This is a genomic window from Corallococcus sp. M7, assembly GCF_054512695.1.
In genome coordinates this window covers 2,227,549-2,247,615 of sequence record NZ_CM137252.1, presented here as the reverse complement: position 1 = coordinate 2,247,615, position 20,067 = coordinate 2,227,549, and the positions used below count along the sequence as shown (strand labels likewise).

Annotated in this window: 22 protein-coding genes; 8 read left to right on the top strand and 14 right to left on the bottom strand. The window is 69.2% G+C overall.

From position 1 onward, the window contains the following. Window positions 1-37: 37 nt before the first annotated feature. On the top strand, window positions 38-415 hold the full coding sequence (locus tag ACX114_RS09450; RefSeq protein WP_459296846.1) for a hypothetical protein: 378 nt from the start codon (window positions 38-40) through the stop codon (window positions 413-415). A 28-nt stretch (window positions 416-443) separates the two neighbouring features. Here the strand turns inward: ACX114_RS09450 and ACX114_RS09445 are convergent, their stop codons facing one another. Both ACX114_RS09445 and ACX114_RS09440 read right to left on the bottom strand, forming a co-directional pair. Then, window positions 444-1,178 carry a hypothetical protein gene (locus tag ACX114_RS09445; protein WP_459296844.1) on the bottom strand — a complete coding sequence of 245 codons (735 nt, stop codon included), beginning with the start codon at window positions 1,176-1,178 and terminating at the stop codon, window positions 444-446. Between the two features lie 181 nt (window positions 1,179-1,359). After that, window positions 1,360-1,731 carry an SDR family NAD(P)-dependent oxidoreductase gene (locus ACX114_RS09440; RefSeq protein WP_459296842.1) on the bottom strand — a complete coding sequence of 124 codons (372 nt, stop codon included), beginning with the start codon at window positions 1,729-1,731 and terminating at the stop codon, window positions 1,360-1,362. A gap of 125 nt (window positions 1,732-1,856) precedes the next feature. On the opposite strand from ACX114_RS09440, the gene ACX114_RS09435 reads away from it, so the two are divergent. Continuing rightward, the gene (locus tag ACX114_RS09435) at window positions 1,857-2,141 is read left to right on the top strand and encodes a winged helix-turn-helix transcriptional regulator (RefSeq protein ID WP_459296840.1); all 285 of its coding nucleotides are present in this window, start codon (window positions 1,857-1,859) and stop codon (window positions 2,139-2,141) included. A gap of 54 nt (window positions 2,142-2,195) precedes the next feature. Here the strand turns inward: ACX114_RS09435 and ACX114_RS09430 are convergent, their stop codons facing one another. Beyond that, window positions 2,196-2,753: a DUF1993 family protein gene (locus ACX114_RS09430; RefSeq protein ID WP_459296838.1), complete on the bottom strand. Its 558-nt coding sequence runs from the start codon at window positions 2,751-2,753 to the stop codon at window positions 2,196-2,198. Between the two features lie 172 nt (window positions 2,754-2,925). Here ACX114_RS09430 and ACX114_RS09425 point away from each other — a divergent pair, with 172 nt between their 5' ends. Beyond that, on the top strand, window positions 2,926-3,759 hold the full coding sequence (locus tag ACX114_RS09425; protein WP_459296836.1) for a penicillin-binding transpeptidase domain-containing protein: 834 nt from the start codon (window positions 2,926-2,928) through the stop codon (window positions 3,757-3,759). Between the two features lie 66 nt (window positions 3,760-3,825). On the opposite strand, the gene ACX114_RS09420 is transcribed toward ACX114_RS09425, so the two are convergent. The 7 genes from ACX114_RS09420 to ACX114_RS09390 all read right to left on the bottom strand — a co-directional run bounded on the left by ACX114_RS09420 (window position 3,826) and on the right by ACX114_RS09390 (window position 10,441). After that, window positions 3,826-4,845, bottom strand: coding sequence for an SDR family oxidoreductase (locus ACX114_RS09420; protein WP_459296834.1), 1,020 nt, complete (start codon window positions 4,843-4,845; stop codon window positions 3,826-3,828). A gap of 54 nt (window positions 4,846-4,899) precedes the next feature. Beyond that, entirely contained in the window at window positions 4,900-5,499 is a 600-nt protein-coding gene (locus ACX114_RS09415; RefSeq protein ID WP_459296832.1) for an RNA polymerase sigma factor, read from the bottom strand. After that, a complete protein-coding gene (locus ACX114_RS09410) occupies window positions 5,492-5,659 on the bottom strand; it encodes a hypothetical protein (RefSeq protein ID WP_459296830.1) in 168 nt (55 codons plus the stop codon). The genes ACX114_RS09415 and ACX114_RS09410 overlap by 8 nt, the downstream gene beginning before the upstream one ends. A 120-nt stretch (window positions 5,660-5,779) precedes the next feature. Next, window positions 5,780-5,965, bottom strand: coding sequence for a hypothetical protein (locus ACX114_RS09405; protein ID WP_459296828.1), 186 nt, complete (start codon window positions 5,963-5,965; stop codon window positions 5,780-5,782). Between the two features lie 107 nt (window positions 5,966-6,072). Then, window positions 6,073-7,785, bottom strand: coding sequence for a sodium:solute symporter family protein (locus ACX114_RS09400; RefSeq protein WP_459296826.1), 1,713 nt, complete (start codon window positions 7,783-7,785; stop codon window positions 6,073-6,075). Then, the gene (locus tag ACX114_RS09395) at window positions 7,782-7,961 is read right to left on the bottom strand and encodes a hypothetical protein (RefSeq protein WP_459296824.1); all 180 of its coding nucleotides are present in this window, start codon (window positions 7,959-7,961) and stop codon (window positions 7,782-7,784) included. Before ACX114_RS09395 ends, ACX114_RS09400 begins: the two co-directional genes overlap by 4 nt. Next, a complete protein-coding gene (locus tag ACX114_RS09390) occupies window positions 7,958-10,441 on the bottom strand; it encodes a PIG-L family deacetylase (RefSeq protein WP_459296822.1) in 2,484 nt (827 codons plus the stop codon). Before ACX114_RS09390 ends, ACX114_RS09395 begins: the two co-directional genes overlap by 4 nt. 75 nt (window positions 10,442-10,516) lie before the next feature. Between ACX114_RS09390 and bshC the strand changes: the two genes are divergently transcribed. The 3 genes from bshC to bshA are packed head-to-tail and all read left to right on the top strand — an operon-like array spanning window position 10,517 to window position 14,153. Next, window positions 10,517-12,190, top strand: a complete 1,674-nt coding sequence (gene bshC, locus ACX114_RS09385) for a bacillithiol biosynthesis cysteine-adding enzyme BshC (RefSeq protein WP_459296820.1) — start codon at window positions 10,517-10,519, stop codon at window positions 12,188-12,190. Next, window positions 12,187-12,993, top strand: coding sequence for a bacillithiol biosynthesis deacetylase BshB1 (gene bshB1, locus ACX114_RS09380; RefSeq protein WP_459296818.1), 807 nt, complete (start codon window positions 12,187-12,189; stop codon window positions 12,991-12,993). The genes bshC and bshB1 overlap by 4 nt, the downstream gene beginning before the upstream one ends. Next, window positions 12,990-14,153: an N-acetyl-alpha-D-glucosaminyl L-malate synthase BshA gene (bshA, locus tag ACX114_RS09375; RefSeq protein WP_459296816.1), complete on the top strand. Its 1,164-nt coding sequence runs from the start codon at window positions 12,990-12,992 to the stop codon at window positions 14,151-14,153. Before bshB1 ends, bshA begins: the two co-directional genes overlap by 4 nt. Window positions 14,154-14,176: 23 nt before the next feature. On the opposite strand, the gene ACX114_RS09370 is transcribed toward bshA, so the two are convergent. Together ACX114_RS09370 and ACX114_RS09365 are read right to left on the bottom strand one after the other, a co-directional pair. Then, window positions 14,177-15,034 (bottom strand): DUF2911 domain-containing protein, encoded by an 858-nt coding sequence (locus ACX114_RS09370; protein ID WP_459296814.1) that lies wholly within the window; start codon window positions 15,032-15,034, stop codon window positions 14,177-14,179. Window positions 15,035-15,131: 97 nt separating this feature from the next. Next, entirely contained in the window at window positions 15,132-15,752 is a 621-nt protein-coding gene (locus tag ACX114_RS09365) for a hypothetical protein (RefSeq protein WP_459296812.1), read from the bottom strand. A 204-nt stretch (window positions 15,753-15,956) separates the two neighbouring features. On the opposite strand from ACX114_RS09365, the gene ACX114_RS09360 reads away from it, so the two are divergent. Continuing rightward, the gene (locus ACX114_RS09360; RefSeq protein WP_459296810.1) at window positions 15,957-17,327 is read left to right on the top strand and encodes a PQQ-dependent sugar dehydrogenase; all 1,371 of its coding nucleotides are present in this window, start codon (window positions 15,957-15,959) and stop codon (window positions 17,325-17,327) included. Between the two features lie 54 nt (window positions 17,328-17,381). Here ACX114_RS09360 and ACX114_RS09355 read toward each other — a convergent pair whose 3' ends face one another. Together ACX114_RS09355 and ACX114_RS09350 are read right to left on the bottom strand one after the other, a co-directional pair. Continuing rightward, window positions 17,382-18,038: a metallophosphatase domain-containing protein gene (locus ACX114_RS09355; protein ID WP_459296808.1), complete on the bottom strand. Its 657-nt coding sequence runs from the start codon at window positions 18,036-18,038 to the stop codon at window positions 17,382-17,384. Between the two features lie 14 nt (window positions 18,039-18,052). Next, a complete protein-coding gene (locus tag ACX114_RS09350; RefSeq protein ID WP_459296806.1) occupies window positions 18,053-19,027 on the bottom strand; it encodes an AraC family transcriptional regulator in 975 nt (324 codons plus the stop codon). Between the two features lie 56 nt (window positions 19,028-19,083). Here ACX114_RS09350 and ACX114_RS09345 point away from each other — a divergent pair, with 56 nt between their 5' ends. Further along, window positions 19,084-20,004, top strand: coding sequence for an alpha/beta hydrolase family protein (locus ACX114_RS09345; protein ID WP_459296804.1), 921 nt, complete (start codon window positions 19,084-19,086; stop codon window positions 20,002-20,004). Window positions 20,005-20,067: the final 63 nt, after the last annotated feature.

Sequence of the window (20,067 nt, the reverse complement as noted above, 5' to 3'; positions counted from 1 at the left end):
GCATTCAGCTTCAGCCCCTTCACGGAGGTGTCTCACCATGTCTTATCGCGTTACCATCGTCCCCGAACTATCGGAGGTGTACGAGCAGCTTCCTGCCTCCGAGCGGCACCCCATCCAGGAGCGGCTGCACATGCTCGCCGCGGCGGCCGACGACGCCGCTCAATCCCCATCCCGGGTGAATCGCCCCCATGCGAAGGAACTCGCGGTCGTCTCGCCAGGCATTCACCGCGTGTTCCTGGGCGACCAGTGGATTGCGTACCGCGTCCAGGCGGAAGATCGCACCCTCCAGTTGCTGGACTTCGGCAGCTGGAGCATGAGCCCGCTGGCGCGCCAGGCATCGCCCGCCGCGGAATCGAACGACTCGGGACAGCAGGAGGACGGCAGCCACCCGTACAGCCCCGACCACGGCGGCTGAGGCCCGGTGCTCCGGCATGGTACAGGCGTCAGTCCCCGCAGCCCGGTGCTCGCCCCGAGTCTCCCCCCTCCTGCCTGGACTCATTCAGCGCCGGTCCGAGCGAGCAGCCGTACACCTCCCCTTCGATCCGGTGGGGCATGGAGGGCGAGTCACCCGTCCGCGGCGAAGATGGCGCGCACGCAGGCAGCGTCTCCTTCAGGCTCCACCGGGTGTACTGCCGTGGCACCCATTCCAGGCGCGGCGGGATGTACTCGCTGCGGAACTGGTACTCGAAGCGCGTCACGGTACGCGTCATGGGCACGTGACCGCATTTCTGACGGGGCTCGAAGCGCGTCACCATTCGCGTGCGCGGCACGGAGCGGGTCGTCTTCGAGGACGGGTCATACTGACTCTCGTAGTAGGTCTCCGAGACAGTGCGTGGCTCCGTGACGGACTGGCATTGAAACTGGCTCTCGAAGACAGTCTTCGTGACAGGAACCAGGTGATGCCGCATCTCGGTATGCCCCGGCGTGCTTTGAAGCATCCGGCCAGTCTCCGCTGAAGACTCCGGCACGATCTCCGTCCGGCACTCCACCGGCTCCCCATCCTGCTCACTCGCCAGCACGATGTGCACGTCGCTGACGTAGCGCCCCCCGGCGGCTTCCGCGCGCTTCATGAAGTCGAGCAGCAGCTCGGTACCATCCTGCCGGGCACCGAAGGCAACCGACAGCTTCCACGGCTTGAAGCCAGAGGCCGAGGCCTCATCCCTCGTTGTCAGGGTCACTCCGTTCGCCTGGTAACCCTGGGGCGTATGCATGCACCCCACTGCAACGAGACACACCCACGCATGGCTTGCAACCCGTCTCAAGAGACAACCCCTCCAATCGACTGCTCGGGCTTCATAGCAGAAGACCGTGCCGCCACTCACGCCGTGGGGACCGTCCCGCCATCGACGACGAACTCCGTCACCGAGCCCGCGCGTGGAGAAGCGACGAAGGCGATGAGGTGGGGTTCAGGTTCAGCTCCTTCTGCCAGTCGTCGTCCGAGAGTGCCGCGAAGCCGCCGCTCGGGGCGGTGGAGCCTCCCAGCACATTCACGAGGATGTCGATGCCACCGAGGCGCGCCATGGCCTGCCGGACGACCTCCGCGCAGCCCTCCGCCGTCGTCACGTCGGCCGCGACATGGTGGACGTCCTTCGTGTCCCCCGGCACCGTTCGCGCCGTGGCGATGACGCGGACGCCAGCCTTGACCAGCGCCGCGACGACAGCCGCCCCGACGCCCTTGGTCCCACCCGTGACGAGCGCCCGTTTGCCCTTCAATTCGAGATCGAAGCCCATGAAGCGATCTCCAAGCGAGTGATTCGTTGTCATGGCCATCCAGGTAATCGCGCGGTATCTCTTCCACAAGAACGCACGAAAAAGTGGGGTACATACTTTTGGGTAAGCATGACCCTCACACGCCCATGACGGCGGCCAGCGGCATCGAGGGCGCCATCCAGATGCTCGAAGGCCGCTGGAAGCTGGTCATCCTCTTCCACCTCTTCGGCGGGAAGACGCTGCGCTTCTCCGACCTCGAGCGCGCCATCCCCGCCGTCTCGCAGAAGATGCTCAGCCAGCAACTCCGGCAGCTGGAGCAGGACGGCATCGTCGCGCGCATCGTGCACGCCCAGGTCCCACCGAAGGTCGAGTACCACCTGACCGACTGGGGCCAGTCCCTGTGCCCGGCCCTTGACGAATTGCTGTCCTGAGCAGAGAGCCGGCCCACGCTGAAGCGTGAAGAGGAGTCCTCGAAGGCATAGGCGTCACTGCCCCCAGTTGCCCAAGAAGTCGCCCATGGTGAGCCGCACGCCTTGGTTGCGCAAGATGCCGTAGGCGGTGGTCACGTGATAGAAGAAGTGGGGGATCGCGAAGGCGATCAGGAACTGGCGGCCACTGGAGTGCATCGAGCCACGACGGTGCTCGATCACGATCTCCCGCTCGAGGCCGGCTTCGAGGTCACTGGGCGAGATCTCTCGGAGATACGCGATCGTCGCATCGAGCCGCTGGTACAGATCCGCGAAGCTCTTTGCATCGTTCGCTGCCGGCTCCCGTGGCGCCCCCAGCAACTGCGCCATCGCCAACCGGGCTCCCTCCGCGGCCCAGTGGACTTGAGCGGCAAGCGTGTACATGTGCAGGTCCGCGGGCACGTCACTCGCAACGCCGCGCATGAGTCCTTCCGCTGCGAGTCGCGCGTCCAGCAACGCCGCTTCACCGATGCCACTGGCAGCGGCATGGGCTTCGGCCTTCGTCAACTGCGTCTTCAAGTTGGTCAGTCCGCGGACGAACAGGCCAGCAGATGGCTCGTAGGCATTCAATGACATGGCACATCATTCACCGCCTCAGGCGCCAGTGCCAACCGGTCCCACCGCAACGGTGACGCGGCCAGGCCGTGCGGCGGAATTCGAACCGTGTCTCTCCAAGCACAACTGCGGCCCTACGACCGCGCTCCCGCATAGACGAATGCTGGCGCGAGGTTTGCTGTGCCCCGCGCCCATGTCCCGACTCCCCTCTCCCAGGTTCCACCTCGCCGGATGGCTGGTGCTGCTCATGTCCTTCGCGTGCGTGGGTCATCGCCCCGCCCCGCTCCGCATCGTCTCCCGCCATCCCGGCTGCTTCGGCCTGATGAACCTGGAAACGGGCCAGGTGGCCTTCAACGACAGCAGCCTCTGCCAACAGCGCCTGGCACCCGCTTCCACCTTCAAGATTCCGCATGCGCTCATCGCGCTGGAGGAGGGCGTGCTGAAGCCAGACGAGGTGTTCCGATGGGACGGCACCCCGCGTTCCGTCCAGGCCTGGAACCAGGATCAGACGCTGGACACGGCCATGCGCCGCTCGGCCTTGTGGGTCTTCCAGGAGCTCGCGACCCGACTCGGCCGTGAACGCGAGGAAGCATGGATGAAGCGCCTTCAGTACGGAAACGCGGAGGCTTCGGGAGACATCACCCTGTTCTGGCTTGGCGGCCCGCTCCGCATCTCCCCCGAGGAGCAGCTCCAATTCCTGGCACGGCTCTACCGGGGACAGCTCCCCGTGAGCGCGGCCACCCAGGAGATCGTGAAGCGCACCCTGGTGCAGGGCCCCCAGACCGTGTCGCACGTCCGGGACGGCATCGACATGGGCGGCCCCTGGAAGGAGGGCTCGGTGCTCAGCGCGAAGACAGGCTCGCTCACGCTTCCAGAAGAGAATGTGACCTGGCTGGTGGGGCACGTGGCCACGAAGGAGGGCGCCTTTGTCTTTGTCAGCGCGGTGCGCTCCCCGGGGGCGTGGGTGTCACCCCATCCCGCGTTGGCCGCCGCCATCGACGCCTTGAAGGCCCAGGGATTGCTCTGACCGTGAGGGGTGCCTCCCTGGAAGCCGGTCCATGCCGCCTGGCTCCAGACAGGTCCGTACGAACGCTCACGCAAGTCCAAGCCGTTGGAGGCTCTCGGCGGTCGCGAGGACCGCCTCGTCGAACGGTCGCGGCGCCCACCCGAGCATCCGTTGCGCCTTCTCGCTGCTCGTCTCGCGCATGACCCCGAGGTGGGGCAGCACCATCTTCGCGGTCGGGTTCCGCAGCGCGGCCAGACGCACGAGCCAGTTCGGCAGCTCACGCGTAGGTACGCGCGCGCCTGCTGTCCCCAGGTTCCGCTTCAGCACACGTGCGATGTCGGCCATCGACCACGTTCCGGGTGCCGAGGCGATGAAGCGCTCGCCCTTCGCCGCGGGATGAATCATCGCCTGCAGGTGGAGCGCGGCCACGTCGCGGACATCGACGTACGGCGAGTAGATCTTGGGAAAGCCTTGGCTCCCTCCTCCCAGCATCTGCTTGATGATGCCGATGGAGTGCGAGGTGTCGGGCCCCAGCACCGGACCGAGCACGGCGGTCGGGTTCACGACGCTGAGCTCGAGCGCTCCGCCTTCACGCGCGATGAAGTCCCATGCCGCGCGCTCCGACAGCGTCTTCGAGCGCTGATACAGCGGCACGGAAGGGTCGGTCTCGGACCAGTCCGTCTCCAGGTACGGTCCGCGCTTCGGCGTGGGGCTGTACACGATGGCGCCGAAGGCGGACGTGAACACCACCCGCTTCACGCCCGCGTCGCGCGCGGCTCGAAGCACGCGGAGCACGCCGTCGCGCGCCGGCAGGATGAAGTCATCGTCGGTCCGGGCCTGGATGGCGGGCGTGGGTGAGGCAGGATGAATGACGAACTCGCAGCCATCCACCGCGTCCGTCCACGCGGCGTCGGAGCCCAGGTCCGCCGCCAGGAATGCGAGTCCATCACCGGCATCGGCTCCGCCCTCTCGCACCATCGCGCGGACCTCCTCTGTTCGTGCCAGGTTCCTGAGCGTTGTTCGCACACGGTGCCCCGCGTTCAGCAACTGCACGATGCAGTGCACGCCGATGAATCCCGAACCGCCCGTCACCAGGACTGTCGCCATGTCGCGTGTCTCCTGACTGCGTCTCGCGGATGGGAGTGGCGACGGCGCGAAACGTTACACCTGCGTGCGCATGAGCGGTTCCAGGCAGCGCCGCAGCCGAGCTCTCCCACGGTGGAGCAGCACGCGGAGGTTGCCCTCTTGGACCGACAGCACGATCGCCGCCTCGCGCGGCGCCAGTCCCTCCACGTCGCAGAGCACGACCGCCGCCCGCCATGCGTCGGGCAGCTTGCGCAGCTCGGCTTCGAGATGCCGAAGCAACTCACGATTCGCGGTCGCCTGCTCGGGATTGAGTGCCATCGCGGGCCATCCGGAGGGAGGCGTCACCCACCATCCGTCCTCGGTGAAGCAGCCGTCGTCCGGGTCCGCCCCCTCCGGAAGCGGGACCTCGCGGTGTTCGAGTTGCACCACCGAGCGCGCGAAGTTCAGGCCAATCTGGAGCACCCACGTGGAGAGGCGTGCGCGCCCCTCAAACTGGCCGAGCGACTCCAGCGCGCGCATCCAGGTCTGCTGCACGACGTCATCCACCGACGCATCGGGCACGAAGCGACGAATCAGTCCACGCAGCGGCCCCTCCACGCCGCGACAGAGCGCGACGAACGCCTCCTCGTCGCCAGTGCGCAGCGCCGCGATCAACCGCGCATCGGCGTCATCCACGCGCGCGCCACGCCCGGAAGGCATTGATGCCGGTCTCACCCGGAGGCGTGGCGAGCACCCGCAGCACCTGGGCCGTGGCCCGGTACTGCTCCGCGAAGCGATGGCACTTGTCACAGTAGCGAAGGTGGAAGCGCGCGCGCCAGCGCGTGAGGAGCGGCACGCGAGCGTCATGGACCACGTCAAGCAGAAGCGTGGCTTCGCGACAGGTGGGGAGCATGCGGGTGAGAGGTCCGAGGAGGCCAAGCGTTACACTTCGGCGTCGAAATCAGCCCCGTGACCTTCAGAGGTACTTCGCGCACTCAGCCCAGTTGGGCAGGTAGCACGCCCCCTTGTGGACCTGCCCCACACCGCCAGGGCACTTTCCCGGCTCCGAGGACTTCACCTTCACCCAGCACTTCGGGCGCTCCTCCAGGTCGGCGGCAAAGTCGTCCTCGCCTGGCGCTGCGTCGAGGGATGGCTCTTCCACCGAGCGGCCTCGAAGCACCCCCACGGCCACTGCCGCTCCGGCAAGGAGGACAGCAGCGCCCATCGCCAACACCCACATCCGATTCCTGCGCCCAGGTCCCCGTGGCCTCATGCCCCCGTCACCGGGGCCGGCGCCTCTTCGCGCGGCAGGACGCCCTGCAGCACCAGGCCCAGCACCACCACCAGCGCACAGCCGATGACGTTGAACCAGAGGTAGCCCACGTCGGAGAGGAAGAAGAGGGCAATCACCGTCGCCTGGGAGATGACCGCCGCCGCGAACACGGCATGGCCGCGCACGTGCTTCACGAAGAAGGCCACCAGGAAGATGCCCAGCACCGTGCCATAGAAGATGGAGCCCAGGATGTTGACGGCCTGGATGAGGTTGTCCAGCAGCGAAGCGAAGGTCGCGAAGGCCATCGCGACCAGCCCCCAGAACACGGTGAACAGCTTGGACGCCACCAGCACCTGACGGTCCGAGGCGTCGGGCCGGAACACCCGCCGGTAGAAGTCCACCGTCGTGGTGGTCCCCAATGCCGCCAGCTCGCTGGCGATGGAGCTCATGGCCGCGGACAGGATGACGGCGATGAGCAGCCCGAACAGCCCGCTGGGCAACCAACGCTTCACGAAGGCGATGAAGATGTAGTCCGAGTCCTTCGTCTCCGCGCCCGGAAGCGCGCGCGCCACCATGGCCTTGGCCTCCTTGCGGACCTCGCCCGCCTGCCGCTGCGCGCCCTGGAGCAGCGCCCGTGACGCCTCGCCGGCCGCCACGTCGCCCGACTCGACGGCCGCCAGGTAGCGCCCCACCTCCGCGCGCTTGCCGGACTGGAGCTGCTCCCACTTCGCTTCCAGCTCGGCGTACTCGGTGCCCTGCGCCGTGCCCTGCACGCGGGTGCGCAGCGCTTCGTTGAAGAGCAGCGGCGGCGTGCTGAACTGGTAGAAGACGAAGACGAGCACCCCGACGAAGAGGATGAGGAACTGCATCGGGATCTTCAGCACGCCGTTGAAGAGCAGCCCCAGCCGGCTCTCGGAGATGGAGCGGCCCGTCAGGTAGCGGCCCACCTGGGACTGGTCCGTGCCGAAGTACGACAGCGACAGGAACAGCCCTCCCGTGATGCCGGACCAGAAGTTGTAGCGGTCCTGCATGTCCAGGTCGAAGCTCACCAGATTCATCCGGCCGAACGCGCCCGCGACGTCCACCGCCTTGCCGAACGACACGTGCTCCGGCAGGCGCCAGAGGATGACCGCGGCGGCCACCACCATGCCGCCCATCATCACCACCATCTGCTGCTTCTGCGTCTGGCTCACCGCCTTGGAGCCTCCCGTCACCGTGTAGAGGATGACGAGCGCGCCCATGACGATGACCGTGGGCTCCAGCGGCCAGCCGAGGATGGTGGAGAGGATGATGGACGGCGCGTAGATGGTGATGCCCGCGGCCAGCCCACGCTGGACGAGGAAGAGGAAGGCTCCCAGGAGCCGCGTCTTCAGGTCGAAGCGCGACTCCAGGTATTCGTACGCGGTGATGACATTCAGCCGGTAGTAGATGGGCACGAAGACCGCGCTGATGATGACCATCGCGATCGGCAGGCCGAAGTAGAACTGCACGAAGCGCATCCCATCCTCGTAGGCCTGTCCGGGGACCGAGAGGAAGGTGACGGCGCTCGCCTGCGTGGCCATGACGCCCAGGCCGATGGTGGGCCACTTCAGCTCACGGGCTCCACGCATGTATTCGTCGCTGGTGGCCTTCCCCCGGGACTTCCAGAGCCCCCACACCACGATGAACGCGATCGTCCCGCCCAGGACCAGCCAGTCGAGCCCCGTCACGCGTACGCCTCGGTGAGGCCCCAGAACACGGCGACGAACAGCACGAAGGTGCCCAGCACCAGGATGTAGATGTTGCGCCAGGAGCCCAGCAGCGGCGGCGCGTCATCGAGCTCGGGCCGGCGCGCGGGGGCGGCGTCGGCGGGCTCGGGAGGGGTCGGTTGGGGAGCAGTGCTCATGGCGAGAGGATGTTGGCCAACAGGCGGTAGGCGCCGGGAACCCCGGCGGGGAGCTGACGGAAGAAGGCGAGGCCTGTGTAGATGAAGGTGCCCTTGCCATGACGCGCGACCAGCAGCGCGCCCTGGAGCGGCGCCTCGCCGGCGTCGTGCATGGCGAACACGGGCTGGTAGCGGGCGTCCCACGACGACGCGAAGTAGAGGCCACGCTCCTGCACCCAGCCCTCGAAGTCCGCGGCCGTCAGCGCGTTGGGCGCGCGCAGCAGCGGTTCATTGGCGCGCACGGGCGTCATCTCCGCCGTCTCGTCCGTCACCCGGTCGCGGCCAATCTCCAGCGGATAGGGCCCGACGAAGGACGTGAGCGGCCCCACGCGGCTGTTGGTGTTGTACTGCACCACCAGCCGCCCGCCGCCCTCCACGTACTGGAGCAGCCGCTCCCGGTGGACGGCCAGGTGCGCGTTGGCGTTGAAGGCGCGCACGCCCACGAGGATGGCGTCGAAGCGCTCCAGCGGCTCGCGGGCCAGCCGCTCCTCGGGGAGCAGCGTCACCTCGTAGCCCACCGCGGCCAGGCTCTCCGCGACGCGGTCGCCCGGGCCGGGGATGTAGCCGATGCGCTTGCCCTTCATGGCCAGGGAGAACGGCACCACCGTGGCCGTGGAGGGCTGGCGCACCGTCAACGGCGGGATGTGGGGATGGGACACGGAGTTGGCGCTCCACGACCAGGCGCGGTCCCCCACGTCGACATCCACGGAGAGGACTCCCTGCTGCGTCGCTCCCGGGGGCGGCGTGACCTGGAAGGTGACGGTGCGCTCGTCTCCGCGTGCCGCGAGCTTGAACTCGACCGACGCGGGCGCCACGCGCCAGCCGGGCGGCGCCAGCATCCGCACCGTGCCCGGCACCTGGTCCATCCCCGCGGCCAGCACCACCGGCACGGCGCGGGACTCGCCGTTGGGGAACATGAGCACGTCCTGCGCCAGCGTGGCGGTGACGGGCGGGACGACCTCGAAGTCACGATAGAGCTCGCCGCGTACTGGATCCGTCCAGGCGTGGACCACCGGACGCACCGCGCGGAAGCGCCGGCCCGCGACCTGGTACTCGAACGTGACCGACAGCGCGGGATTGCCCTCCGGCTGTCCGGTGAGCGCGCGGTCTTCGTCCTTGAGCGTGTAGAGCCCTCCGGTGACCGGCTCCCGGAGCCAGTAGGGCGTGGAGATGGGCGCCGTCGTGGGCAGCGTCACCGTGCGCGACAGCTTCAGGGGCACGTTCGCGGCCAGCGCCTTCCCCACGGCCTCGGGCTTCTCGCCAGGCAGCGTCAGCCCCACCCACTCGACGGCGGCGGGCGAGCGGTTCAGGGCCACCACGTCCAACGCCACGGGCAGCCCCGGGATGCCCGTGGGCGCGGCGGCCCGCACCTCCAGGAACAGCCCCGCGCAGTGGGCGATGAGCGCCTCCACCTCGCGCAGCTTGAGCGCCTTCCACGGGTGGGTGTCCGGCAGCGCGGTCAGCGCCTCGTGGACCCGGACGAGCGCGGGCAGGGAGCGGTGGGGAGCGCGCGCATCGAACGCCTTCGTCGCGGCGGCCACCGCGCGGGACACCGCCTCCGAGCCCGGCCAACGCTTCCAGGTGAAGTCGAGCCCCTCGAACACGTCGCGCTTCGGGAGCGTCCCCGCCAGCGGCGTGAAGTACTCGGCGGCGGGGCCGCGGTCCGAGGCCTGGCCGAAGCCCTGGCTCTTGTGCTGGCTGCGGCTCTCCGCGGCCACCTCGCCCCATGAACGCCCGAGCAACGGGTCGTAGCCGCCTACCTCCAGCTTCACGTAGCGGGACAGGTCCTCATCGGGCTTGAACGACCACGAGGAGGCGTTCTGCAGCAGGCGGTCCGCCTTCCACGGCTTCACCTCGGACAACTGCTCGGGGAAGCGCTTCGGGTCCGCGGCGGCGATGAAGGCCTCCGCCGCCAGCAGCGCGGAGGCCGTGTGGTGGCCGTGGTTGGGCGGCTGCGTGGTGAAGCGGGTGATGATGACGTCCGGCTGGAAGCGCCGGATGGCGAGCACCACATCCGCCAGCACCGCGTCATGGCCCCAGATACGCAGCGCCTCTTCCGCGCTCTTCGAATAGCCGAAGTCCCGCGCCCGCGTGAAGAACTGCTCCGCGCCGTCCACGCTCCGCGCGGCGAGCAGCTCATGCGTGCGGATGAGTCCGAGCAGGGCGCCCTGCTCGGTGCCGATGAGGTTCTGCCCCCCATCGCCGCGCGTCACGGACAGGTAACCCGTGCGCAGGCCGCGTTCTCCCACCAGCCACGCGAGCAGGCGCGTGTTCTCGTCGTCCGGGTGGGCCGCGACATAGAGCACACTGCCCGTCACCCCGAGCCGCTCCAGGCCCGCCGCGATCTCACCCGCGTGGAGCTGCCGGGCAGGCCGCGCCACCGCCGTCGATCCGAATCCGAGGCTCATGGCCAGCGTCATTCCAAGGAGCAGGGTCCGCATTCGCACGGACCCTATACCAACCCGCGCGGTCCGCATTCATTCCGGAATGACGCCCGCCGCCATGTCCGGGCGCGCATGCACTTCCGGTGGCGGGCCCGCCACGACCTGTTATCACCGCAGGCCGTGACGTCCTCGTTCTCGACCGCGTGGCTGCGCGGAGATGCGTCCGCGCTCTCCTTCCTTTCGGATGACTATCGGCGCCGTGAAGCGCGCGCCCGGGCCGTGGCGGCCGCCGCGTCGCGCACGGTGTCGCCCGCGCTGCTGGACGTGCTCGCCGCGCAGAACGCGCGCCTCGCGCCGAGTCCCGCACGGGAGCGGAACCTCGCGCTGCTCGCGCGGCCCGGCACCGTGGCGGTGGTGACGGGACAGCAGATGGGCCTCTTCCTGGGCCCGCTGTACACCCTCTACAAGGCCGCGTCCGCCATCGTCACGGCGCGCGCGCTCCAGGAAGAAACCGGCCGGCCCTGTGTTCCCGTCTTCTGGCTCCAGACGGAGGACCACGACCTTCCGGAGATCGACCACTGTGTCATCCCACGCCCGGGCGGAGGACCCTGTCGCCTGGCGCTCGAGCTTCCGGATGCGGAGACGTCTCGAGCGCCCATCGCCCACCGCCACCTGGGCCCGAGCGTCCTCCCCGCCCTGGCCACCCTCCGCGCCGAGCTGGGAGCGGAACCCCACGCGGAAGCGTTCCTCTCCCTGCTGGAGCAGGCCTACCGTCCCGAGGCCACGCTCGCGGGTGCCTTCACCGCCGTGCTGTCGTCCCTCTTCGCCGACGAGGGCCTGGTCTTCCTCGACCCGAGGGACGCGCGGCTCGCGCCACTGGCCGCGCCCGTGCATCGCTTCGCCCTCCAGGAAGCGGGAGCGCTCTCCGAGGCGCTCGCGGCCCGCGCGGAGGAACTCACCCGCGCGGGCTACGCGGTGCAGGTCCATGTCCGCCCTGGCTCGCCGCTCAGCTTCTTCTCACCGGATGCGCTCGATGGCCCGCGCTACCGGATGGATCCGGCGGGGGCCGGCGCCTGGCGTCTGGTGGGCCACCCGGAAGGCAGCGTCCTCTCCCAGGACGCGCTGCACGCCGCGCTGGAGCGTGAGCCGCTGCGCTTCACCACGTCCGCGCTGCTGCGCCCCCTCCTCCAGGACACCTGGCTGCCCACGGCGGCGTATGTCGGCGGCCCGGGAGAGCTGGCCTACTTCGCGCAACTGGCGCCGCTCTACGCCCACGCGGGCCAGCCGATGCCGCTCGCCATTCCCCGGGCCCGCTTCCGCGTGCTCGATGACCGCGCGCGCCGGTGGCTGGGCAAGGTGGGGCTCCAGCCGGATGAGGTGAACGTGCCGCGCGACACGCTGCTCACGCGGCTGGCTACACGCGATGCCCCGGAGCCGCTGGAGACGCCCGAGGCCCTGGAGGCCCGCCTCTTCGGCGCATTCTCCTCCGAGCTGGAGCGCGTCGTCGGACAGGTGTCGGCGGTGGACCCAAGCCTCCAGGACGCGCTGCGCCGCACCCGGGGCACGGTGCAAGTCGCGGTGTCCCGCCTAACGGGCCGCTACCGCCGCGCGCTTGCCCGGCGCGATGCCACGGTGGCCGGACAGGTGGACCGCCTGCGCACGTTCCTCTTCCCCCAGGACGCGCCCCAGGAGCGCGTCCTGGGCCTGCCCTACTTCGCCTGCCGCATCGGGGCGCGTGCCTTCACGAAGCTGGTGCTGGACGCGTGTGTCCCCTTCTCCGGTGACTCCAAGGACCTGACGCCATGAGCGCGACCGGCACCGCCTACGACATCGACGTCCTCGCCTTTGGCCCCCACCCGGATGACGTGGAGCTGTTCTGCGGCGGGCTGATGGCGAGCATGGCCGCCCGCGGCTACCGCACCGGCATCGTCGACCTGACGCGCGGCGAGAAGAGCTCGCGCGGCACGCCGCAATCCCGCGCGGAGGAGACCGAAGCCGCCACCCGCGCGCTGGGGCTGGCCCACCGGGAGAACCTGGAGCTGCCAGACGGCTGGCTCAATCCGTGGGCGGGCTTCGACATGCCCGAGCCCGAGCGCACCGGCACCGCCGCCGTGGCCCGCGTGGTGGAGGCGCTGCGCCGCCTGCGTCCGGAGCTGGTCGTCGTGCCCTGGGAGCAGGAGCGGCACCCGGACCACGAGGCGGCCAGCGCGCTGGTGACGCGCGCCCTCTTCTTCGCGGGCGTGCGCAAGTTTGAAGCGCGGTCCGCCGCGGAGCCCTTCACGCCGCGGCAGGTCCTCTACTATCCGCTGCGGCACCTGGCCGGGCCCAGCGTCATCGTCGACGTCTCCGCCGTCTACGAGCGCAAGCTCGCGGCGGTGCACTGCTACTCCAGCCAGGTGATGCCCCGCCCGGACGCCCCGCCCACCCTGGTGGGCTCACCGCTGTCGCTGTCCTCGCTGGAGGCCCGGGACCGCTTCCATGGCGCGCAGATTGGCGTCACCCACGGCGAGCCCTACATCCTCCGCGAGGCGCTGGGACTGGCCGACCCGCTCGACCACTTCCGCAGGAATAGCTTCGCCCGGCCCCTGTTCTTCCCGCCACGCCCATGAACGCCCCGCTCAACGTGGCCATCACCTGCTTTCCGACCTTCGGTGGCAGCGGCATGGTCGCCACGGAGATTGGCCTCGCGATGGCGGACCGGGGCCACCGCGTCCACTTCATCGCCCGGGACCTGCCGGTCCGGCTCCATGGCACGAACCGGAAGGTCGTCTTCCATGAGGTGACGGAGAGCGACTACCCGGCGCTCCAGCAGTCCAGCACCTATCCCATCGCGCTGGCCTCCAAGATGATTGAAGTCGCCAGCTACGAGCGCCTGGACATCCTGCACGTCCACTACGCGGTGCCGCATGCCACCGCCGCGTGGATGGCGCGCGAGGTGCTGGGAACCCGGGCGCCGCGCGTCGTCACCACGCTGCACGGGACGGACACCACGCTGGTGGGAATCGACCCCAGCTACCTGCCCATCACGCGCTTCTCCATCCTGCGCAGCGACGCGGTGACGGTGCCGTCGGCCTACCTGCGCCGCGCGACGTGGCAGGGCTTCGGCATCCCCGAGAGCGTCCCCATCGACGTCATCGCGAACTTCGCGGACACCGCGCGCTACGCCCCGGTGCGCGACCGCGCCTGCCTGCGCGCGCTCTTCCCGGCCCTGCGTGAAGACGAGCCGGTGCTCATCCACGTCTCCAACTTCCGGCCGGTGAAGCGCATCACCGACGTGGTCGCCATCTTCACCGAGGTCCACCGCCGCCGTCCCTGCCGGCTGGTGATGGTGGGCGACGGTCCGGAGCGCTCGCCCGCGGAGCGGATGCTGCGGGAGAAGGGCCTGGAGGACCACGTCGCGTTCCTCGGCAAGCAGGACCGCTTCGAGGAACTCGTCGCCGCCTCCGACGTCTTCCTGCTCCCCAGCGAGCAGGAGAGCTTCGGGCTCGCCGCGCTGGAGGCGCTGAGCTGCGGCATCCCGGTGGTGGCCAGCGACCTGGGCGGAATCCCGGAGCTCGTCACGCACGGAGAGACGGGCTTCCTGGCGCCGCTGGGGGATGTCCCCGCCATGGTCCGGCACGTGCTCACGCTGGTCGAGGACAGGGAGCGCTGGCGGGGCTTCTCACAGCGCGCGCGGGCGCGGGTCCTGGAGCACTTCCAGATGGAACCCGCCATCGACCGCTACGAAGCGCTCTACCGCCGGCTCCTCGCGGAGCCCCTCCGTCGCTGAGGGGCTCCGGGAGCGAAAGCGGACTACTTCTTGTTCTTCCAGTCCGCCAGCGCCTGGGTCACCTCGTCACGGGCGTAGAAGTTCTTGTCCTTCTGCCCCAGGTCCCACGCGGTCTGCGCGGCCTTGCGGGCGTCGGCGTAGCGGCCCATCTGCGACAGGACGTTCGCGCGGGTCCAGTGGGCGTACCACGTGGGGTTGGCGGCCACGGCCGCGTCGGCGTGCTTCAGCGCGGCGGCGGGGTCCTTGGCGGTGCCCGCCAGGTAGGAGGCCGCGTTCGCGTGCATGCTGGCCGCGTCCTTCTCCGCCTTCTCGATGTTGGCCTTCGCGAAGGCGGCGGTGTCCACCGTGATGGGCACGGAGACGCGCAGCTTCTCCCACTCCAGGTCCAGCCGCGTGCCGGTGTCCGTGGTGTCGGTGAAGAGGTACGTCAGGCGCTCACGCGCCGGAATCGCCGCGGTGGTGGCGCTCACCGTGGCCACGTCCTTGGAGGCGTCATAGGACGTGCCGCCCCGCCACAGGCCCAGGTCCGTGTTCAGCATCACCTTCCAGCCCTTCTGCGAGGGCAGGCTGACGATGGCGTAGGAACCGGCGGGGACGGCCTTGTCGCCGAAGGTGACAGGGTGGCTGAAGGTGATCTTCGTCGCCGCGTTGGCGCCGCTGCGCCACACCTTGTCATTGGGGACCAGTTCGCCCCAGACCTTCCGGCCCTTCACTCCGGGGCTGGAATATTCGACGGAGATTTCAGAGACACCCACCGCCTGCGACACCTTCGCCGCGGGGCTCGGGGCCGGCAGTTGGAGCTGGGCCAGCGCGGGCGTCGCCGCCAGGGTCATGAGCGCGGAGGCCGTCCAGCCGAAAAGCGCGTTCCTCATCGTCTTCACTTCGTCCTTTCCGACCCGTGAAGGGTCGCAGAGCCTGCGGAGTGTATAGACGAGGTTCCGCCTCCGTACCGCATTCACGCCTTCTCAGGAGCGGGCCTCACTCCCAGTCCTTCGAGACATCCCGAGGAGGCGGCTGGGGCGAGGCGGGCGGGTAGTAGCGCTCGGGATGACTCCGCTTGTCCGAGGAGATGAGCAGCCGTCCGAAATCGCGGATGTTGACCATGCCCTTCACCTCCTCGACGGAGTGCCGCCGCTCGCGGCCGTCGGTGAAGACCTCGGCGACGCGGCCGTCCTTGAACGTGGCGCGGAAGATGATGGAGTCCTCGCCGCACCCCCGCGCGGTGATGGGCTCGTGGCGGAGGCCATCCACGCCGACCAGGTGGAACAGCATCCGGTTGTACTTCGGGTTGGGCTCCAGCGGCCCCTTGCTACAGCGGGCGACGACCTCGGCCACCTCGCGCAGGAACACGCGCGAGTTGGCCGCCGCTTCTGGAATCAGGCCGGGCCACTTCTTCGGATCCAGGTCCGCCACGGCCGTGTCGATGCTCTCGTTGAGCACCTTCGCGAGCGTGGGGCTGGAGATGTCACCGGGCTCCGCGGGAGGCGCCAGGATGGGCGTCAGGGCCAGGTAGGTGACGGGCAGCACGGCGGCCAGGACCACGCCCACGACCAGGACCACCCAGTACGGTTTCGCGCTCCGCTGCTCCGACTGCGCCATCGCTTCGCCCTCCTGCGCCTGAGGCCTCCATTTATTACCACGCAGGACCCGACCCACGGCGACACGCCTTCAGCGACCTGGATGAAGTTTTCCACGCTCCCACGCTCGCCGTTCGAGGCTCCGCCACCCATGGCAACGCGTCCTTCCCAGCCCATTCAAAGCACGCGATGGTTCCTCTTCCCCCTTCCCCCTGGAGTGAGTCGCATGCGCATCCCGTCATGGCCCCTCATCGTCGCCACCCTCCTGGTCGGTTGCCAGGATGATCCAGAGCCCCAGCCTCCGGATTCGGGCACCTCGCTGCAGGACTCGGGCGTTCCCGCACAGGACTCGGGCGTGCCGGAGAACGACTCGGGCGTCGTTGATGATGACGCGGGCGTACCGGAGAACGACGCGGGCGTCGTTCATGACGCGGGCGTGCCGGAAGATCCGCTCCCCAGCGGTCCCCCGGTCCCGCAGGGCCCGCCCAACGTGCCCGAGTTCCAGCCGGCCTTCCCCGGGCAGACGCGCGTCCCCGCCATCCAGACGAAGACGCCGTTCCAGGTCACGGAGATTGCCTCGGGCTTCAGGAACCCGTGGGCCATCGCCTTCCTGCCTGATCAGCGCATGCTGGTGACGGAGAAGGCCACCGGCTCGCTCTACATCGTCACGCAGCAGGGCGCGAAGTCCCCCGCCGTCAGCGGCCTGCCCGCGGTGGACGCGCGCGGTCAGGGCGGCCTGCTCGACGTGGAGGTCGGCCCGGACTACGCCCAGAGCGGGCTCATCTACTGGACCTATTCCGAGCCCCGGACGGGCGGCAACGGCCTGGCGGTGGCGCGCGCGCGGCTCGTGGACGCGGCGCAGCCTCGCGTGGAGAACGTCCAGGTCATCTTCCGCATGATGCCCACGCTCGAGTCGACGCTGCACTCCGGGGGACGGCTGGTGTTCACCCCGGACGGCAAGCTGTTCGTCACGCTCGGAGAGCGCTCCATCCTCGAGGGCCGTGCCCAGGCCCAGGACGTGAAGAGCCACTTCGGCAAGATCGTCCGCATCAATCCCGACGGCTCCGTCCCCCAGGACAACCCGTACCTGAGCAACCCGCAGGCGAAGCCGGAGATCTGGTCCATCGGTCACCGCAACGTCCTGTCCGCGGCGCTCGACAGCCAGAACCGGCTGTGGACGGTGGAGATGGGGCCGCAGGGCGGTGACGAGGTGAACCGCCCCGAGGCAGGCAAGGACTACGGCTGGCCCACCATCGGGTATGGCGAGGAGTACTCCGGCGCGCCCATCCACCAGAGCACCCAGGCTCCGGGCATGGAGCAGCCTGTGTACTACTGGGACCCGGTGATTGCCCCCTCGGGGATGACCTTCTACTCGGGGACCCTGTTCCCCGAATGGAAGAACAACATGTTCATCGGCGGCCTGGCCGCCACGACGCTGGTGCGGCTCATGGTGCGCAATGACCGCGTGGTGGGCGAGGAGCACCTCCTCAAGAACCTGAACGCGCGCATCCGCGAGGTGGTGCAGGGCCCCGAAGGCGCCCTCTACCTGCTCACCGACGCCACCAACGGCAAGGTGCTCAAGGTCACGCCGAAGTGAAGCATCCGTAGGCCACGGCGCGCTCCCCGAGCGAATCAACGCTCGGGGAGCGGCTCAACGCCGCGCTGGAGGAACGCTCACCTCCGTCACGCCCCGCGCGTCGAGTTGGAGGACGGTGGGCGCTCGCTCGCACTCCCATGTCGTGACGTTGGCGAAGCACGTGTCCCCTTCGCGCCACAGCCCACCATCCTCGTGGATGTGGCCGAACAGGTGCAGCCGGGGGCGCACGGCGAGCACGCGCTCGCGCAGGTCCGAGCAGCCGGTGCGTCCTCCCACCGATGAGCCGTCCCCGATGCCCGCCGGAGGCCCGTGGGTGATGAGGACGTCCAGGCCCTCGGGAATGGCCGCCCACTTGCTGGCGAGGGCCGCGCCCCGTGGCAGGTTGAAGGCCCAGTCGTTGTACGCCGGCTGCCAGGGGCTTCCCCAGAAGCGCAGGCCCGCCACGGTGGCCTCGCCGTCCTGCAGGTAGATGACGTCCTCGCCCAGAAGCGCCCGGGCCTCCGCGGGCGAGTCGGCGAAGGCGCAGTCGTGATTGCCCGCGACGATGACCTTGTGACGGTAGGGCAGGCCGCGAATCCACGCCGCCGCCCGGGCGAGCTCGTCCAGATCCCCCGCGCGGCACATGTCGCCCGCGTGGACGAAGATGTCGCCCGGAGGCATCACGAGGTCATCGTGGAAGAGATGGGTGTCCGCGACGGCGACAATGCGCATCCTCGCAGTATGCCTCAGGGCCGCATCGACTTGCGGAACGCCGCCGGGCCCATGCCCTGCCAGCGCTTGAACGCGCGGCTGAACGCGGGAACGCTCTCGTAGCCTACGCGGTTCGCGAGGGTCTCCACCTTCTCGGTGGTGTCGCGAAGCAGCTCCGCGGCCCGCGCGATGCGCCAGCGCGCGAGGTACTGGAGCGGGGACTCCCCCACGAGGTCCGTGAAGCGCGCCGCGAACCCCGAGCGCGACATGCCCACGCGTCGCGCGAGCAGGTCCACGGTCCATGGGTCCGCGACGCGGGCGTGCATGAGGCTCAGCGATTCGTAGATTCGTGGGTCGGCCACGGCGGCGATGGCGCCGCGCTGACACTGCCCCTCCCCCACCGTCGAGCGGAGGGCGAGCACGAACAGCACATCCGCGAGACGCTGGACCACGATGTTGCTCGCCGGTCGGGGCGATGCGCTCTCGGCGAGGATGAACTGAACCGCGGCGGCGACCCCGGGCACCGAAGCAGGGTCGCTCGCTGACAAGACGACGAGCGGCGGGACGCCTTGAAGGAGCACCGGCCCCAGTCCGTCGCTCAGCTCGAAGAAGCCAGCGACCAGGGTGGTCGCCGCGCCGCGCCCCCCGATGCGCCGGGGACTCCCGTTGAGAGAGTACGAACCGTCGCGGACCGGGAGCGGCTTGCTGTCAGCCGAATCGCGCAGCACGTGAGCCGTGCCGTGAGGGACGAAGCCGACATCTCCAGACGACAGGACCTGCGTGCGCGCCCCCTCGACCTCGAGTCGCGCGCTGCCATGCGCGACCAGGTAGAAGCTCGCGCGATTCCGGCGGGGCATGCGAAGCCCCCACGGCCCGCGCGCCTCGATGGGGCTGTAGAGCGCATGCCTGATCAGCGAGGCGCCGAGCACGTCCGCGACCGCGTCTCCACGTGGGTCTCGGAGCTCCAGCGGCGTTGGCTTTTCAGCTAACTGCTTTGGAGTCTTGCGCATGGTTCGTCCATACCGCAGGCGCTATCCCAAGACCCATGAGCAAATCGAACCCTCGAATGGAAGACACCGCGCCTGTGGTGTCGGTGCGGCCCGTCGTCCTGTCCGCGCCGGGGCGTGGCGTGGATCTGGAAGTGCGGGTCTCCGCGCCCGTCACGGGAAGCAGTCTGCCCATCATCGTCTTCGCGCACGGCCATGGCTCGTCGTCGGATGGCTACCTTCCCCTCGCGCACCATTGGGCGGCGCGTGGCTTCGTCGTGATCCAACCCACGTTTCTCGATTCGAGGATGTACGGCCTCGGGCCGGAGGATCCGCGGACGCCGGTGATCTGGAAGTTCCGCGTCGAGGATGTCACGCGCGTCCTTGACCATCTGGACGTCATTGAAGCGTCCGTTCCGGGGCTCGCGGGCCGCGTCGATCGCAGCCGGCTCGCCTTGGCTGGCCACTCGTTTGGCGCGCAGACCACGGCGATGCTGCTCGGCGCCAGGATCCAGGGGCCCGATGGCCGCATGGGTGAGGACCTCTCCGATCCCCGCATCAAGGTCGGTGTGTTGCTTTGCGCGGGCGGCCGGGGAGGCGATGCGCTGAGCCCTCTCGCGCGTGAGCATTTTCCGTATCTGAATCAGGTCTATTCAGGGATGACCACGCCGGCCCTCATCGTGGCGGGCGACCAGGACCATTCGCCGCTGACCGTGCGCGGTCCGGAGTGGTTCACGGACGCGTACACCTTGAGCCCGGGCCCCAAGTCGCTCCTGACGCTGTTTGGCGCCGAGCACATGCTCGGTGGAATCTCCGGGTATCGCGTGACGGAGACGACCGACGAGAACCCCGCGAGAGTCGCCGCCGTCCAGCGCGCCACCTGGGCGTACCTCCACGAGGCGTTCTATCCCGGCAAACGTGCGTGGGCCGTGGCGTGCGAGGAGTTGATGGCAGGCCCAACGCCACAGGGACGGGTCGAAAGCAAGACAGCGCACCCCTGAATCGAGCGCGGCCTCTCCGCTCTTTCCACTGCCAGCAAATGCCAGAACCCGGGTGTTGCCGCA

Bases quoted from the DNA above. Each gene is read 5' to 3' on its own strand.
- ACX114_RS09450 (WP_459296846.1), top strand. From the start codon at position 38: ATGTCTTATCGCGTTACCATCGTCCCCGAACTATCGGAGGTGTACGAG.
- ACX114_RS09440 (WP_459296842.1), bottom strand. From the start codon at position 1,731: ATGGGCTTCGATCTCGAATTGAAGGGCAAACGGGCGCTCGTCACGGGT.
- ACX114_RS09435 (WP_459296840.1), top strand. From the start codon at position 1,857: ATGACGGCGGCCAGCGGCATCGAGGGCGCCATCCAGATGCTCGAAGGC.
- ACX114_RS09430 (WP_459296838.1), bottom strand. From the start codon at position 2,753: ATGTCATTGAATGCCTACGAGCCATCTGCTGGCCTGTTCGTCCGCGGA.
- ACX114_RS09425 (WP_459296836.1), top strand. From the start codon at position 2,926: ATGTCCCGACTCCCCTCTCCCAGGTTCCACCTCGCCGGATGGCTGGTG.
- ACX114_RS09420 (WP_459296834.1), bottom strand. From the start codon at position 4,845: ATGGCGACAGTCCTGGTGACGGGCGGTTCGGGATTCATCGGCGTGCAC.
- ACX114_RS09395 (WP_459296824.1), bottom strand. From the start codon at position 7,961: ATGAGCACTGCTCCCCAACCGACCCCTCCCGAGCCCGCCGACGCCGCC.
- ACX114_RS09390 (WP_459296822.1), bottom strand. From the start codon at position 10,441: ATGCGGACCCTGCTCCTTGGAATGACGCTGGCCATGAGCCTCGGATTC.
- bshC (WP_459296820.1), top strand. From the start codon at position 10,517: ATGCACTTCCGGTGGCGGGCCCGCCACGACCTGTTATCACCGCAGGCC.
- bshB1 (WP_459296818.1), top strand. From the start codon at position 12,187: ATGAGCGCGACCGGCACCGCCTACGACATCGACGTCCTCGCCTTTGGC.
- bshA (WP_459296816.1), top strand. From the start codon at position 12,990: ATGAACGCCCCGCTCAACGTGGCCATCACCTGCTTTCCGACCTTCGGT.
- ACX114_RS09365 (WP_459296812.1), bottom strand. From the start codon at position 15,752: ATGGCGCAGTCGGAGCAGCGGAGCGCGAAACCGTACTGGGTGGTCCTG.
- ACX114_RS09360 (WP_459296810.1), top strand. From the start codon at position 15,957: ATGCGCATCCCGTCATGGCCCCTCATCGTCGCCACCCTCCTGGTCGGT.
- ACX114_RS09355 (WP_459296808.1), bottom strand. From the start codon at position 18,038: ATGCGCATTGTCGCCGTCGCGGACACCCATCTCTTCCACGATGACCTC.
- ACX114_RS09350 (WP_459296806.1), bottom strand. From the start codon at position 19,027: ATGCGCAAGACTCCAAAGCAGTTAGCTGAAAAGCCAACGCCGCTGGAG.
- ACX114_RS09345 (WP_459296804.1), top strand. From the start codon at position 19,084: ATGGAAGACACCGCGCCTGTGGTGTCGGTGCGGCCCGTCGTCCTGTCC.